At 65.7% G+C, this 12,716-nt stretch carries 12 protein-coding genes; 2 read left to right on the top strand and 10 right to left on the bottom strand.

The features are described 5' to 3' along the window. Positions 1 to 30: 30 nt before the first annotated feature. Genes AC3QL2_RS05815 through AC3QL2_RS05800 form a run of 4 tightly spaced genes read right to left on the bottom strand, consistent with a single transcriptional unit; the run spans position 31 to position 3,782 of the window. On the bottom strand, positions 31 to 756 hold the full coding sequence (locus AC3QL2_RS05815; protein ID WP_493231889.1) for a phosphoadenylyl-sulfate reductase: 726 nt from the start codon (positions 754 to 756) through the stop codon (positions 31 to 33). A 16-nt stretch (positions 757 to 772) separates the two neighbouring features. Continuing rightward, positions 773 to 1,297: a DUF934 domain-containing protein gene (locus AC3QL2_RS05810; RefSeq protein ID WP_493231891.1), complete on the bottom strand. Its 525-nt coding sequence runs from the start codon at positions 1,295 to 1,297 to the stop codon at positions 773 to 775. Next, the gene (locus AC3QL2_RS05805) at positions 1,290 to 2,972 is read right to left on the bottom strand and encodes a nitrite/sulfite reductase (RefSeq protein WP_493231892.1); all 1,683 of its coding nucleotides are present in this window, start codon (positions 2,970 to 2,972) and stop codon (positions 1,290 to 1,292) included. The genes AC3QL2_RS05810 and AC3QL2_RS05805 overlap by 8 nt, the downstream gene beginning before the upstream one ends. A gap of 30 nt (positions 2,973 to 3,002) precedes the next feature. Then, the gene (locus AC3QL2_RS05800; RefSeq protein ID WP_493231893.1) at positions 3,003 to 3,782 is read right to left on the bottom strand and encodes a sulfite exporter TauE/SafE family protein; all 780 of its coding nucleotides are present in this window, start codon (positions 3,780 to 3,782) and stop codon (positions 3,003 to 3,005) included. Positions 3,783 to 3,914: 132 nt separating this feature from the next. Between AC3QL2_RS05800 and cysB the strand changes: the two genes are divergently transcribed. Continuing rightward, positions 3,915 to 4,856 (top strand): HTH-type transcriptional regulator CysB, encoded by a 942-nt coding sequence (gene cysB / locus AC3QL2_RS05795; RefSeq protein ID WP_493231895.1) that lies wholly within the window; start codon positions 3,915 to 3,917, stop codon positions 4,854 to 4,856. A 63-nt stretch (positions 4,857 to 4,919) separates the two neighbouring features. On the opposite strand, the gene AC3QL2_RS05790 is transcribed toward cysB, so the two are convergent. Continuing rightward, on the bottom strand, positions 4,920 to 6,065 hold the full coding sequence (locus tag AC3QL2_RS05790; RefSeq protein WP_493231897.1) for a PEP-CTERM sorting domain-containing protein: 1,146 nt from the start codon (positions 6,063 to 6,065) through the stop codon (positions 4,920 to 4,922). A gap of 309 nt (positions 6,066 to 6,374) precedes the next feature. Between AC3QL2_RS05790 and AC3QL2_RS05785 the strand changes: the two genes are divergently transcribed. Further along, complete coding sequence (locus AC3QL2_RS05785) at positions 6,375 to 8,159, top strand: monovalent cation:proton antiporter-2 (CPA2) family protein (RefSeq protein WP_493231899.1); 1,785 nt, start codon at positions 6,375 to 6,377, stop codon at positions 8,157 to 8,159. Between the two features lie 378 nt (positions 8,160 to 8,537). Here the strand turns inward: AC3QL2_RS05785 and AC3QL2_RS05780 are convergent, their stop codons facing one another. The 5 genes from AC3QL2_RS05780 to AC3QL2_RS05760 form a co-directional block, all read right to left on the bottom strand. Next, positions 8,538 to 9,473 (bottom strand): asparaginase, encoded by a 936-nt coding sequence (locus AC3QL2_RS05780; RefSeq protein ID WP_493231900.1) that lies wholly within the window; start codon positions 9,471 to 9,473, stop codon positions 8,538 to 8,540. 10 nt (positions 9,474 to 9,483) lie between these two features. Further along, a complete protein-coding gene (locus AC3QL2_RS05775; protein ID WP_481119420.1) occupies positions 9,484 to 10,212 on the bottom strand; it encodes an amino acid ABC transporter ATP-binding protein in 729 nt (242 codons plus the stop codon). Between the two features lie 15 nt (positions 10,213 to 10,227). Beyond that, positions 10,228 to 10,917 (bottom strand): glutamate/aspartate ABC transporter permease GltK, encoded by a 690-nt coding sequence (gene gltK, locus AC3QL2_RS05770; RefSeq protein ID WP_493231901.1) that lies wholly within the window; start codon positions 10,915 to 10,917, stop codon positions 10,228 to 10,230. 1 nt (position 10,918) lies between these two features. Next, positions 10,919 to 11,659: an amino acid ABC transporter permease gene (locus tag AC3QL2_RS05765; RefSeq protein ID WP_493231903.1), complete on the bottom strand. Its 741-nt coding sequence runs from the start codon at positions 11,657 to 11,659 to the stop codon at positions 10,919 to 10,921. Between the two features lie 105 nt (positions 11,660 to 11,764). After that, on the bottom strand, positions 11,765 to 12,667 hold the full coding sequence (locus AC3QL2_RS05760; protein ID WP_493231905.1) for a glutamate/aspartate ABC transporter substrate-binding protein: 903 nt from the start codon (positions 12,665 to 12,667) through the stop codon (positions 11,765 to 11,767). Positions 12,668 to 12,716: the final 49 nt, after the last annotated feature.

Raw genomic sequence — 12,716 nt, 5'->3', positions numbered from 1 at the left:
TTTACTCGTTTTATGGTTCCTGGGTGCCCGTCACTTCTTGACGTGCAGGCCGCATTCCTTGGTTTCCGGATTTTCCCACCACCAGCGGCCGGCGCGGACGTCCTCGCCGATCGACACCGGGCGGGTGCACGGGGCGCAACCGATGCTCGGGTAGAACTTGTCGTGCAGCGCGTTGTACGGAACCTTGTTGAGGCGGATGTAGCCCCACACTTCCTTCTCGGTCCAGTCGGAGAGCGGGTTGAACTTGATCAGGCCGTTGCCCTCGTCGAACTGGCGCTTCGGCAGGTCGGTGCGGGTGGTGGACTGCTGGGCGCGCAGGCCGGTGATCCAGGCCTGCTTGCCGGCCAGCGCGCGGCCCAGCGGCTCGACCTTGCGGGCGTGGCAGCAGGCCTTGCGCAGCTCGACGCTGTCGTAGAAGGCGTTGATGCCGTTTTCCCGCGTGAAGGCCTCGATGGCCTCGTGGTTCGGGTAGAAGAACTTCAGCTTGAGGCCGTAGTGCTTCTGCACCTCGGCCATCAGGTCGTAGGTTTCCAGCGGCAGGCGGCCGGTGTCCAGCGAGAAGATCTCGATGGGCAGCTGGTTGGTGGCGATCACGTCGGTGAGCACCATGTCCTCGGCGCCGAGGCTGTTGGCCATCGTGATGGCCGGCAGTTCGGCGGCCCAGGCGGCCAGGTCGGCCTTGAGCTGGGCGACCTTGGCTTCCAGGCTGGCGAGCAGCACCGGATCGTCGAGCTTGGGGTTCTGGTTCGGATGCATGACGGCGTCTCCTCGCTCAGGCCACGCGCTGGGCGCGGCGGAACAGGGGTTCGGGCTGGTCGATGGCGGCCTGGTAGGGCGCGGAGAAGTCCTTCAGGCTGCTCAGCGCTTCTTCCAGCTGGGCGTCGCTGTACTTGCCGGTCTTCGGCTGGATGGCGTCGAAGCCGCAGCGCTGCATGAAGAAGAACTGGTCGCGCAGCACGTCGCCGATGGCGCGGACTTCGCCCTTGTAGGCGTAGCGGCTGCGCAGCAGCGCGGCGTTGGAGTACGAACGGCCGTCGGTGAACTTGGGGAAGTTCAGCGCGATGGCGCCGATGCTGTCCAGGTCGCCTTCGAGGTCGTCCACGCTCTCACTGCTGTCCAGCCACACGCCGAGGCCGGCACGGCCGGAGAGGGCGCCCTTGTGGGCCTGCCACACGGCGAGGGGCACGAACACCGGACCATCGGGCAGGCTCAGCGCCTCGGGGCCCTGGACTTCGTCGAGGACGAGGATTTCTGCGGCGTCGTCGATCACGCGGCCGTTCTTGATGAGCTTAGGCATGTTGCTTCCTTTCGATGATCGCGGCTTCGCCATACACGCCGAGCTTGAAGGGGTCGAGGCCGGTGCGGCGGACGGTGTCGATGAAGCGCTCGCCGTCCTGGCGCTGGGCCCGGTAGACGTCGATGATCTTGCTGATCACGTCGGGCATTTCGGCGGCGGCAAACGAGCGGCCGATCACCTTGCCGATGCTGGTGTCGTTGCCCTGGGCGCCGCCGAGGCTGACCTGGTACCACTCCTCACCGTTCTTGTCGACGCCGAGGATGCCGATGTGGCCCACGTGGTGGTGGCCGCAGGAGTTCATGCAGCCGGAGATGTTGAGCTCGATGTCGCCGATGTCGTAGAGGTAGTCCAGGTCGTCGAAACGGGCCTGGATCGCATTGGCGATGGGGATCGACTTGGCGTTGGCGAGCGCGCAGAAATCGCCGCCAGGGCAGCAGATGATGTCGGTCAGCAGGCCGAAGGTCGGCGTTGCCAGGCCGGTGGCGCGGGCCTTCTCCCACAGCGCGAAGAGGTCGGCCTGCTTGACGTCGGCCAGTACCAGGTTCTGCTCGTGGGTGGCGCGCACTTCGCCGAAGCTGTAGGCGTCGGCCCACTCGGCAACCAGGTCGAGCTGCTCGGCGGTGATGTCGCCGGGTGCAGTGGCCGGGTTCTTCAGGGACAGCACGACGATCGCGTAGCCGGGCACCTTGTGGGCCAGCACGTTGCGGCGGGCCCATGCGGCGAAGGCCGTGTTGGTGGCGCGCTGGCTGGCGTAGCCGGCGTCCTCGCCCGGCAGGGCTTCATAGGCGGGCGTCGTGAAGTGGGCGGCGACGCGGGCCACCTCGGCTTCCGTCAGCGTGTTGGCGCCATCCTTGCCGAAGGCCCATTCCTCCTCGACCTGGCGCTTGAACTCGGCGGGGCCAAGGGCCTTGACGAGGATCTTGATGCGCGCCTTGTAGAGGTTGTCGCGGCGGCCATAGCGGTTGTACACCCGCAGGATCGCTTCGCAGTAGGTGATGATGTGCTGCCAGGGCACGAAGTCGCTGATCTCTTCACCGATGATCGGGGTGCGGCCCATGCCGCCGCCGACCAGCACGCGGAAGCCGATCTCGCCGGCCGCATTGCGCTTCAGCTCGAGGCCGATGTCGTGGCACTGGATGACCGCGCGGTCCTGGTCGGCGCCGTTCACGGCGATCTTGAATTTGCGCGGCAGGAAGGCAAATTCCGGGTGGAAGGTGCTCCACTGGCGCAGCACCTCGCACCACGGGCGCGGGTCGATGTACTCGTCACCGGCCACGCCGGCGAAGGGGTCGGAGGTGATGTTGCGGATGCACGCGCCGGAGGTCTGGATGGCGTGCATCTGCACCTGCGCCAGCTCGGCCAGGATCTCGGGCACCAGCTTCAGCTCGGGCCAGTTGAACTGCACGTTCTGGCGCGTGGTGATGTGGGCGTAGTCCTTGTCGTAGCTGCGAGCGATGTGGGCGAGCTTGCGAACCTGCGTGGACGACAGCAGGCCGTAGGGCACGGCAACCCGCAGCATCGGCGCGTGGCGCTGGATGTACAGGCCGTTCTGCAGGCGCAGCGGGCGGAACTCGTCGTCGGTCAGCTCACCGGCCAGGTAACGCCGGGTCTGGTCGCGGAACTGGGCGACGCGCTCGTCGACGATCTTCTGGTCGTAGGGGTCGTAACGGTACATTTCGTTTTCCTGGTTTATTCGTAAGCCCGGTCAGGCCGCAATCAACTTGCTGCCCACCAAGACCAGCATGGTTGCCAGAATCGGACGCAGCACCCGGTCGGGGACGCGGGTGGAAATGTGGCTGCCCAGCCAGATGCCCGGCAGGGAGCCGATCAGCAGGCTGCCCAGCAAGGCCCAGTCGACACTGCCGAGGAACCAGTGGCCGATGCCGGCCACCAGCGTCAGGGGCACCGCGTGGGCGATGTCGCTGCCGACGATGCGCAAGGTCGTCAGCCGCGGATACAAAAAGAACAGGGCGCTGACGCCCAGAGCGCCGGCACCCACCGAAGAGATCGACACCAGTACGCCCAGCACGGCACCGGTCAGGATGGTCAGCAGCTTGGTGCGCTGCGGATTTTCCTGGCCGCCGGAGTGCTTCAGCGCGTAGGCCTGGATCTGCTTGCGAAACACGATTGCCACCGCCGTGAGGAGCAGTGCGATACCCAGCGAAACCTTGATCAGGCTGCCGGCGCCGCCAATGCCGCCGGGGGCGAAATAGCCCACCAGCAGCAGCGTGATCGTCGAGGCGGGAATGCTACCCGTGGCCAGGCGGCGCGTCACCGTCCAGTCCACCGTGCCCTTCATGCCGTGGGCGACGGTTCCGGTGGCCTTGGTGATGGCGGCATAGAGCAGGTCGGTCCCGACGGCCACCGACGGGTTGATACCGAACAGCAGGACAAGCAGCGGCGTCATCAGGGACCCGCCCCCTACGCCGGTCAGACCGACGATGGCACCCACGGAGAAGCCGGCAATCGTGTAAGCGATACTCATGATAAGCCCAAATTCCTTGTGCGGCGCATCGTAGAACGTGTTGTTAGAGCAAAGAAGGTGTTTTAGGTTAAACCTTTAGAACTTATAGTTCTAATATTCTATTTTCAGCTTCTTCCACGGGGTTTGGCGCCGATGAACATCCAGCAACTGCGCTATGTATTCGAGGTGGCCCGCCATGGCCTCAACGTGTCGGAGGCCGCTGAGGCGCTGTTCACCTCCCAGCCTGGCGTGTCGAAGCAGATCCGCGTGCTGGAAGAAGAGCTGGGGGTGGAGATCTTCGTGCGCCACGGCAAGCGCCTGGTGGACATCACGGAGCCCGGGAAGCAGGTGCTCACGATCGTCGGGCGCATTCTCCAGGAAGTGGACAACCTGCGCGAAGTCGGTGCCGAGTTCAGCAACGAGGCGAGCGGCAGTTTGTCGATCGCCTTTACACATACGCAGGCCCGCTATGCGCTGCCGAAGGTGGTGCAGGCCTTCATGGCGCGCTACCCCAACGTGCGCCTGTCCTTCCACCAGGGCAACCCGCGCCAGGTTTGCGACTACGTGCTGTCCGGCGTGGCCGACATCGCCATCGCCACCGAGGCCATTGCCGAGCACGAAGACATCGTGATGTTGCCCTGCTACCAGTGGAACCGCTGCGTCGTCGCGCCGCTGCGCCATCCCATCCTGACGACGCAGCCGCTGACGCTGGAAGCCATCGCCCGTTATCCGCTGGTGACCTACGACTTCGCCTTCACCGGCCGCAACCGCATCAACGAGGCCTTCACCGGGCGCGGCCTGAAGCCCAACGTGGTGCTCACCGCCATCGATTCGGATGTGATCAAGACCTACGTGGCGATGGGGCTCGGCGTCGGCATTATCGCCAAGATGGCCTATGACCCCGTGGCGGACAAAGAACTGGGCATGCTGGATGCCGCCCATCTGTTCGCGTCGAGCACGACGCGCATCGGCCTGCGAAAGAACGCCTGGCTGCGCGGCTACATCTACGCCTTCATCGAGTGCTTTGCGCCGCACCTCAGCCGGCGGGTCGTGGATGCGGCGCTGGCGGGCGGCGGCGAGGATCCGGGCCTGTGAGGCGGCACAAATGAAAAGAGCCGGGGCGGGGCCCCGGCTCGATCATCCCGCCACCGGCGGTGATCAGGACTGCTTGCGCTGACGGCGATAGAGACCGAACAGGCCGAGCGCCGCGAGAGCCAGCGAAGTCGGCTCGGGGACTTGCGTCATGGCCGCGCCGCCCATCAGATACACGTCGCCGAAGCCGCCGCTGTCGCAGTTGGTGGTCTGACCGCTGGACAGGTAGCCCTGACCGTTCTTCGGATCCGTGCCGCCGAAGCAGCCCATCAGCATGCGCACGGAGATGGTGTCGTAACCCTGCTTGATGTAGTTCTCGAGGTTCGCGTTCAGCTCAGGCAGGAAGGCCGCGAACTCGGTCTTGTCGGTGCCCTGGGAGTTGTCGACCTCAGTGACCAGATTGCCGCCGTTATAAGTGTGCGGACAGGAGCCACCCGGGTAGGCAAGGGTCTGCGAGTTGTCGTACAGGCAGATGGTGCCAGACACCGTATCGAAATCCGACGCCGAGGGCTGGCTCAGGAAGTTCTTGCCGCTCGTGAAGCTCGAGTAGCCCTGGGTGCTGCCGTTGAACTCGTAATTGATGTCGGGCAGTCCGCCACCGGACTTGCGCACCGTGATCAGGCTCCAGATGTCCATCGACGTCGTCGAGCTCTGCGGCTGGTTGTAGTCGAACATGATCATCAACTCGTGGCGCAAGCCATCCGACGTGGTCAGTGCGTCCCGCAGCCAGGTGGTGCTGACGTCCCAGGTGCCGATGTTGTCCTGGGTGCTGGACAGGCTGTTGTTGCTCGGGTCGGCCATGTTGCCGGCAAACATCGTGGTGCCGTCCGAGCGGCCGGTGGCCAGGAAGTTGACACTGCCCGAATTCGACTTGAAGCCGTCCTCCACCAGCGCCGGAGCCGGGCTGGTGTCGCCGTTATTAAGTGCGGCGGCGCCGCCGGCCTGGACCACGATGGAGTCCTTCAGCAGGCCTTGGGACGACTGAACGACGTAGCCGCCGGCCGACGTCGTCGTGCCCTGGGCCTGACCATTCAGGAAGTTGAGGAAGGGCAGGGAGCAGCTGACGGCGTCGCCGAAGCTGGCACAGGCCGGGGAGCTCTTGTTGATGGCCGGGCCATCGTAGATGGCGATCGGGCCTGCCTGCGCACCATTTGCAAAAAATGCGGAAGTTATGGCAACGGCGGATAGTAGATTGTTTTTATTGAGTTTCATGATGAAACCTCCTCTTGGCTTTCGTGATAGGCCGATGTTTGGTATTTCTGACGAAACTTCAGCATTTGCCGTGCCAGTTTTGATGAAATTGTCGTAAGGCCTTATGGGGAGCGGCTTTGGGGCGTGCGTGGAGGTGGCCGTGGAGAAACCTGCTGGGCAGTGTGTAAATATTCCTGACAAAAACACCAATATTGTGATGACGGCGCGAATGTTTCCGAGTGCCTGCGAGTGTTTCCAGATTCTTCCATTGGCATTCCGGACAGCGGTTTATGAGAGACTTGGGGTTCCCGCTGACGTCCCGTTCCTGTTATGCAATCCCTGACCACTCTTGCCGCGCTGCTGCTGGCCTCCGTGCTTCTTGTGCCCTTGTTCAAACGGGCCGGGTTGGGCACGGTGCTGGGCTATCTGGCAGTCGGCGTACTGATCGGGCCTTTTGGCGTGAAGCTGGTCCGCGACCCGGACAACCTGCTCCATACGGCCGAGCTTGGCGTCGTGCTGCTGCTCTTCGTCATCGGCCTGGAACTGAAGCCCTCGCGGCTGTGGGCCTTGCGGCGTTCGGTGTTCGGGCTCGGCGCGCTGCAGCTGTTCGGGGTGGCGGCGGCGCTGGCCGGCGCCGGCCGCTATCTGGGCCTGTCGTGGCCGGCGGCGACGGTGGTGGGGATCATCCTGGCTTTATCGTCGACGGCCTTCGTGCTGCCGACCCTCGCCGAGCGGCGCGAACTCTCTACCCGTCATGGGCGCGAGGCTTTCGCAATTCTGCTGTTTCAGGATCTGTCCGTCATTCCGCTGCTGGCCCTGATCCCGCTGTTCGGCACCGGGCGGTCGACGGCGCTGACCCATCCGGCGGTCGGCCTCGGCTTGCTGGCGGTGGTGGCGGTGATCGGCCGGCCGACGCTGGACATGCTGTTCCGCCACGTGGCGCGGGTGAACAGCCGGGAAATGTTCACCGCCGCCGCGCTGGCCACGGTGCTGGGCCTGGCGCTGCTGATGCAGGCCGGCGGCCTGTCCATGTCGCTGGGCGCCTTCGTGGCCGGCGTGCTGCTGGCCGACTCGGAATTCCGCCACGAACTGGAAGCGGCCATCGCGCCCTTCCAGGGCTTGCTGCTGGGCCTGTTCTTCATGGCCGTCGGGATGTCCACCAACATCGACCTGCTGCTCAAGTTCCCATGGCAGATCGCCCAGCTCACCGTCGGGCTGATCGTCGTGAAGGGCGTGGTGCTGTTCGTGCTGCGGCGTCTGTTCGGCGGCACGACGGGGGATGCGCGCCTGCTGGCCCTGGTGCTGGCCCAGGGCGGTGAATTCGCCTTCGTGCTGTTCGATGCGGCCCAGTCCTTCAGCGTGCTCGGCGAAGTGCAGGCCGACAAGCTGACGCTGGTGGTGGCCATGTCGATGGCGGTGTCGCCGCTGCTGCTGATGTTCGGCGACTGGCTGGCCAAATCCGCCAAGAAGAATGAAGTGCCGCGGGACTTCGACGAGATGCCGGAGGACGGCAGCGAGGTGGTGATCGCCGGCTTCGGGCGCGTCGGGCAGATCGTCGGGCGCCTGCTGCTGGCGCGGGGCATCAGCTTCACGGCGCTGGATTCCGATGCCGGCCAGGTGGATACCGTGCGCCGCTTCGGCCTCAAGGTCTTCTACGGCGATGCGGCCCACCTGGATCTCTTGCATGCGGCGCAGATCGGCCAGGCCAAGGTCTTCGTGCTGGCCATCGACGACGTGGAAGCCTCCCTGCGCACCGCCGAGCTGGTGCGTAAGCATTTCCCGCACGTGCAGATCGTCGCGCGGGCGCGCAACCGTTTCCACGCCAGCCGCCTGATGGACCTGGGCATCGAGCGGCAGATCCGCGAGGCGCTGCCGTCGAGCCTGGAAATGGCCAAGTGGACGCTGGAGCTGCTCAACGAGCCACCGGCGCTGGCCGAGCAGATGGTCAATCGCTTCGCCCGCCACGACGCCGAGGTGCTGGCCCGCCAGCAGGCCATCGGCCACGACGAGCACAAGCTGATCCAGTCCTCGTTGGAGGCCCGCGAGGAGCTGGCTCAGGTGCTGGAGGAGGCCCGCGTGGCCTTCACCCGCAAGGGGCGCGGCGCCACGTCCTGAGTGGGCGTCCTCCCGCGGGACGCCGCGAGTGCGCTGACGGAATGATTTTTTCCCGTGAAAAAATCATTATTCCGGCTGAAAAAAACCGTTTGTCCCATGACAAAAAGCTCGGGTGGCATCTCCTGATGATCGGGTGGCGTGCCAAAAATCTTTTGCCACGTCACCCGGCGAGTTTTTCATGTGCCCAGCCGATTTAGTGACGTGACGCAACGATTCCGTCGTGCGGCTGGACGATTCTTTGGCGTGAAAAATCCAGTTTTTGGGTAGAAAAAGCCGATTTTTCGGCTGACAAAAAATCTTTGTCACGCCCCCCGGTGATCGGGTGGTGTGTCAAAAGCCTTTCGTCAGGCCACTCAATGATTCAGCCGCGTGGCGGAATCACTCTTCCAGCTGCAGAAAACTCTGTGCTTCGCCGCCACGGGCGAGGGCCAGCATCAGTGCGATGCGGGCCTTGGCGGGGGGCAGGTCGCCGGCGGTGAGCCAGCCTTCCCGGTCGTCGTCGGCGTTGGCGTTGTGGTCCACCGGGCCAGCGCAGCGGCTGGCGCGCAGGATCGCCACGCCGTGTTCGCGGGCCCGCGCGAGGGCCGGCTGCCACGCGGCGGGCACGCTGCCGTGGCCGGTGAGGGCCAGCACCAGGCCGCGGGCGCCGGCGGCGATGCAGGCATCCACCAGCTCCGGCGGCGCGCCGGCGTAGCCCATCAGCACGTCCACCCGCGGCAGCGTGGCCGGGCTCAGGTCGGCGCAGCGCCCGTCGGGGCGGCCGTCGGTCCATGGGCGCGGCGATTCGAAGGCGTCCAGCCCGCTCGTGCGGGCCTTGCCGAGCCAGCGCGCCGGGTAGGCGGTCCGGTTCATCACCGCCAGCACGCCCTTGCCCTGGGCGCTTGGGCTGGCGGCCAGGCACACGGCGGCGCGCAGGTTGGCCGGGCCATCGGCCTGCGGGTGGTCGGCCGGGCGCATGGCGCCGGTCAGCACCACCGGCTTGTCGCCGGGCAGCGTGAGGTGCAGGAAGTAGGCGGTCTCTTCCAGCGTGTCGGTGCCGTGCAGGATCACCACGCCGCTTATCGCCGGGTCGGCCAGCGCACGCCGCGCGGCAGCCAGGATCCCCAGCCAGTCGGCGGGGGTCATGTCCTTGCTGTCGAGGGACAGGATCTGCTCGGCGCTCAGCTCGGCGGTGGCGTCCAGGCCGGGGACGGCAGCGAGGAGTTGTTCCACCGGGCGTACGCCGGCCCGGTAACGGGGGCTGTCGGCGGCGGGATCGGCTTCGCCGGCGATGGTGCCGCCGGTGGCCAGCAGGTGGATGCGCGGACGGGGCATGGCGCTGGGCTCAGTGGGTCAGGATCTTGGCGAGGAACTGGCGCGCGCGTTCGGAGCGCGGGTTGCCGAAGAAGCTGTCCTTGTCGTCGTCCTCGACGATCTGGCCCTTGTCCATGAAGAGGATGCGGTTGGCGACCTTCTTGGCGAAGCCCATCTCGTGGGTCACGCACATCATCGTCATGCCCTCGTGGGCGAGCTCGACCATCACGTCGAGGACTTCGTTGATCATCTCCGGGTCGAGGGCCGACGTGGGCTCGTCGAAGAGCATGCAGATCGGGTCCATCGCCAGCGCGCGGGCAATCGCCACACGCTGCTGCTGGCCGCCGGAGAGCTGGCCGGGAAACTTGTCCGCGTGGGCCTTGAGGCCGACCCGGTCGAGGAGCTTGAGGCCCTTGTCGGTGGCGGCGTCCCGGCCGCGGCCGAGCACCTTGATCTGGGCGATGGTCAGGTTGTCGGTGATGCTCATGTGCGGGAACAGCTCGAAGTGCTGGAAGACCATGCCGACACGGCTGCGCAGCCGGGGCAGATCGGTCTTCGGGTCGCCGACGGAGATGCCGTCCACGCTGATGGTGCCGCTCTGGAAGGGCTCCAGGCCGTTGACGCACTTGATCAGCGTGGATTTGCCGCTGCCGGACGGCCCGCAGACGACGATCACCTCGCCCTTCTTGACCTCGGTGGAGCAGTCGGTGAGGACCTGGAAGGCCCCGTAGTGCTTGGAAACGTTCTGGATGGAAATCATCTCGGGCTCCGGAAATCAGTGCGCCACGTGGGCGTTGAGCTTTTTCTGGTAACGGCGGACCACCTGGGAGGCCGCGAAGCAGATCACGAAATAGACGGCGCCGGCGAACAGCAGCAGCTCGACCAGCCGTCCGTCCCGGTCGCCGATCTTGTAGGCGGCGCCGAAGAAATCGGCCAGCGCCGACACATAGACCAGGGACGTATCCTGGAACAGCACGATGGCCTGGGTCAGCAGCAGCGGCACCATGTTGCGGAAGGCCTGGGGCAGCACGACCAGGCGCATCGCCTGGGCGTAGCTCATGCCCAGTGCGGAGGCGGCGGAGATCTGCCCCTTGGGCACCGACTGGATGCCGGCGCGGATGATCTCCGAGTAGTAGGCCGCCTCGAACAGCGCGAAGCCGACCAGCGCCGAGGCCAGGCGCACGTCGGTGTTCGGATCGAGATTGAAGAAGCCGCGCAGCACCTGCGGGACGATCAGGAAGAACCACAGCAGCACCATCACCAGCGGGATGGCGCGGAACAGATTGACGTAGCCGGCGGCCAGCCAGGCCAGGGGCTTGAGGGCGGACAGGCGGGCCATGGCCAGCAGCGTGCCCCAGGCGATGCCGAACAGCACCGCGCAGACGGTGATCTCGAGGGAGACCTTCATGCCCTCCCACAGGAAGGGCAGGGCGCCGGGGATCGAGGACCAGTCGAATTCGTACATGTCACTTGCCCCCCAGGTAGCCGGGCACCCGCGTGCGGGCCTCGACGATGCGCATCAGGCCCATCACGACGACGTTGATGGCGAGATACAGCAGCGTCACGGCGATGAAGGACTCGTAGGGCTGGGCGGTGTAATCGACCAGCTGGCGGCCCTGGGCGGCCAGTTCGAGCAGGCCGATGGTCGAGCACACCGCGGAGTTCTTGAAGATGTTGAGGAACTCCGAGGTGAGCGGCGGCACGATGAGGCGGAAGGCCATCGGCAGCAGCACGTGGCGGTAGGTTTGCGGCAGCGTGAAGCCGAGGGCCAGGCCGGCGGCCTTCTGGCCGCGGGGCAGCGCACCGATGCCGGCGCGGACCTGCTCGGCGACGCGGGCGCTGGTGAAGAAGGCCAGGCACAGCATGGCTGCCAGGAACTGCTGGGTGAGCGGTGACAGCTGCTGCTTGAAGGCGTCGCCGAGGCCGAAGGGCAGCAGCTCCGGCAGCACGAAGTACCAGCTGAACAGCTGCACCAGCAGCGGGGTGTTGCGGAAGATCTCCACGTAGGCGGCGGCGAGGCCGGACAAGGCCTTGTTCGGAGCGGTGCGCAGCACGCCGACCAGGCTGCCCAGGGCCAGCGCGACGAGCCAGGCCGACAGGGACAGCACGATGGTGGTCTGCAGGCCCGACAGCAGCCAGACCAGGTAGGTGGTTTCACCGGTCGGGACCGGACTGCCGAAGATGCTCCAGTTCCATTGGTAGCCCATGCGGGTCTCCTTGCGGAAGGTGGCGGCTGCGAAGGCGTTCGCCTCTACGTTCAGCGGAAGCCGGCGGCGTGTCCGGGCCGGCTTCCGCCGCCTGCAGTCAGGTGCTCACTCGAAGGGCTTGTCGTTGGGCGCCTTGTAGAGCTTGAGCATGGCGTCGGAGAGCGGGAAGTTGAGGTTCAGTCCCTTGGGGGGGATGGGCTGGGTGAACCACTTCTTGTAGATGGCCTCGGCCTCGCCGGAGGTCATGGTCTTGGCGAGGGCGGCATCGACGACCTTCTTGAAGCCGGGGTCGTCCTTCCTGAGCATGCAGCCGTAGGCCTCGAAGCTCTGCGGTGTGCCGGTGACGACCCAGTCGGCGGGGCGCTTGGCCTTGGCCATTTCGCCGTAGAGGAGGGCGTCGTCCATCATGAAGGCGACGGCGCGGCCGGTCTCGAGGGTGAGGAAGGCCTCGCCGTGGTCCTTGGCGGAGATGATGTTCATGCCGAGCTTCTTGTCCTCGTTCATCTTGCGGATGAGGCGCTCGGAGGTGGTGCCGGCGGTGGTGACGACGTTCTTGCCGGCGAGGTCGGGGAAGTCCTTGATGCCGGACTCCTTCTTGGTCATCAGGCGGGTGCCGATGATGAAGAGGGTGTCGGAGAAGGCGACCTGGCGGGCGCGCTCGGCGTTATGGGTGGTGGAGCCGCACTCGATGTCGATGGTGCCGTTCTGGATGAGGGGGATGCGGTTCTGGGAGGTGACGGGGGTGAGTTTGACCTGCAGGCTGGGCAGTTTGAGGTTGGCCTTCACCGCGTCGACGACCTTGAGCATCAGCTCCTGGCTGTAGCCGACGACCTGCTGCTTGTCGTCGTAGTAGGAGAAGGGGATGGACGACTCCCGGTGGCCCAGGGAGATGGTGCCGCTGTCCTTGATCTTCTTGAGGGTCGGCGATTCCTGGGCGGCGGCCGGCAGGGTGGCGAGGCCGGCGGTCAGGGCCAGGGCGGCGAGGGCGAACTTGCGGGTACAGGACATGAGCGGCTTCCTCCACGGGATGTCGAACGATCACGGATGGGGTACTTTC

Source organism: Zoogloea sp. GW822-FHT05C07 (assembly GCF_058800215.1).
This window is presented reverse-complemented; position numbering and strand designations above follow the sequence as displayed.

Excerpts from the sequence above, each read along its gene's own strand:
- AC3QL2_RS05815 (WP_493231889.1), bottom strand. The coding sequence starts at position 756 with ATGCATCCGAACCAGAACCCCAAGCTCGACGATCCGGTGCTGCTCGCC.
- AC3QL2_RS05810 (WP_493231891.1), bottom strand. The coding sequence starts at position 1,297 with ATGCCTAAGCTCATCAAGAACGGCCGCGTGATCGACGACGCCGCAGAA.
- AC3QL2_RS05805 (WP_493231892.1), bottom strand. The coding sequence starts at position 2,972 with ATGTACCGTTACGACCCCTACGACCAGAAGATCGTCGACGAGCGCGTC.
- AC3QL2_RS05800 (WP_493231893.1), bottom strand. The coding sequence starts at position 3,782 with ATGAGTATCGCTTACACGATTGCCGGCTTCTCCGTGGGTGCCATCGTC.
- cysB (WP_493231895.1), top strand. The coding sequence starts at position 3,915 with ATGAACATCCAGCAACTGCGCTATGTATTCGAGGTGGCCCGCCATGGC.
- AC3QL2_RS05790 (WP_493231897.1), bottom strand. The coding sequence starts at position 6,065 with ATGAAACTCAATAAAAACAATCTACTATCCGCCGTTGCCATAACTTCC.
- AC3QL2_RS05785 (WP_493231899.1), top strand. The coding sequence starts at position 6,375 with ATGCAATCCCTGACCACTCTTGCCGCGCTGCTGCTGGCCTCCGTGCTT.
- AC3QL2_RS05780 (WP_493231900.1), bottom strand. The coding sequence starts at position 9,473 with ATGCCCCGTCCGCGCATCCACCTGCTGGCCACCGGCGGCACCATCGCC.
- AC3QL2_RS05775 (WP_481119420.1), bottom strand. The coding sequence starts at position 10,212 with ATGATTTCCATCCAGAACGTTTCCAAGCACTACGGGGCCTTCCAGGTC.
- gltK (WP_493231901.1), bottom strand. The coding sequence starts at position 10,917 with ATGTACGAATTCGACTGGTCCTCGATCCCCGGCGCCCTGCCCTTCCTG.
- AC3QL2_RS05765 (WP_493231903.1), bottom strand. The coding sequence starts at position 11,659 with ATGGGCTACCAATGGAACTGGAGCATCTTCGGCAGTCCGGTCCCGACC.
- AC3QL2_RS05760 (WP_493231905.1), bottom strand. The coding sequence starts at position 12,667 with ATGTCCTGTACCCGCAAGTTCGCCCTCGCCGCCCTGGCCCTGACCGCC.